At 62.7% G+C, this 993-nt stretch carries 1 pseudogene; it reads right to left on the bottom strand.

Going from position 1 to position 993, the window contains the following annotated elements:
* A pseudogene (locus O7A70_RS33830) lies at positions 1-729 on the bottom strand (conjugal transfer protein TraG); the annotation flags it as partial.
* Between the last annotated feature and the right edge of the window lie 264 nt (positions 730-993).

Below are 993 nucleotides of genomic sequence, written 5' to 3'. Positions count from 1 at the left end.
CAGCGGCGCCTTGCCGCCCTTGCCCCAGCTTCTTCGATCGGAGGAAACGAATTTTTGGCCACGCCGTCCCGGCGCGTCCTGATCGACACGGTAAGCCTCGCCGATGACGACGCCGCCGAGATTTTTTCGCGTCCCTTGCGATCCTGACTGTCTTGCCTGGCCGAACAGGTTTTGCGCCTCGGAAATATCCATCCAGTCGGCATGGCCAAAAATGTCGGAGGCAGCGCGCTCGACCGTTTTTTTGATCCCTGGGGCGCGCAGTGATTTGCCGAGCAGAGCGCGCACCCCGACAATCGTGGCGAGGACACCGACGACACCGGCGTAGAAGATTGACATGTCGGCAATGCGGAGAACATCCGAAGATGGATGGAGGGATCGGTATTCGAGCAGTCGCGACGCTTCCGGCCAGACCGTCATCGTGGTGGCGGCGGCCATGCCGATGACGCCGGCGATGGCGGTCGCCGGCAATGCCAATCCCGCCCGGCGTAGCAGCAGGGCCGCACCCATGGTGATTGCCGGACCAATCAGCGCGATTGAAGGCCATGCGGCGTAGGCAAGTCGATAAGGCGCGGAGGACGGCAGGAGGCCGCCCCGGTACCAGTCGAGCAAGAACTGTCCCCAAAAGCCGTGGGCATAACGCCAGGCCGGATACCAGATGACGAGCGGCAGGATGGCGACGATCGCTTTTAGGCCGGCCTTGAGGAGATCGTAGGAGAGACGCCCGAACATTTTGGCAGTTCCGTTATGACCGGCTGGCTTTTTGGTTGTGCTCCTTTTGCCCGTCCGACCCACTCTCCCGATCCGACCCAGCTTGCGCCTCGATGCGACGAACCGCGCCATCATGTTCGGCGACAAGTGCCGCGACGGCTTCGTGATCCGCCATGCCTTCCCAGTGCTGCAGAAACTTGTTCCAACGCAGACCGGCGCCGCGCAGACGGGTGGAAAACGCGGTCGGCAACGCGGCAGCAAAGGTGACGGTCAGCGGTTCCCTGA

Source organism: Mesorhizobium sp. Cs1299R1N1, from assembly GCF_037179655.1.
Classification (GTDB): domain Bacteria; phylum Pseudomonadota; class Alphaproteobacteria; order Rhizobiales; family Rhizobiaceae; genus Mesorhizobium; species Mesorhizobium salmacidum.
The sequence above is the reverse complement of the archived record's forward strand: the minus strand, read 5'-3'. Positions and strand labels throughout refer to the sequence as shown.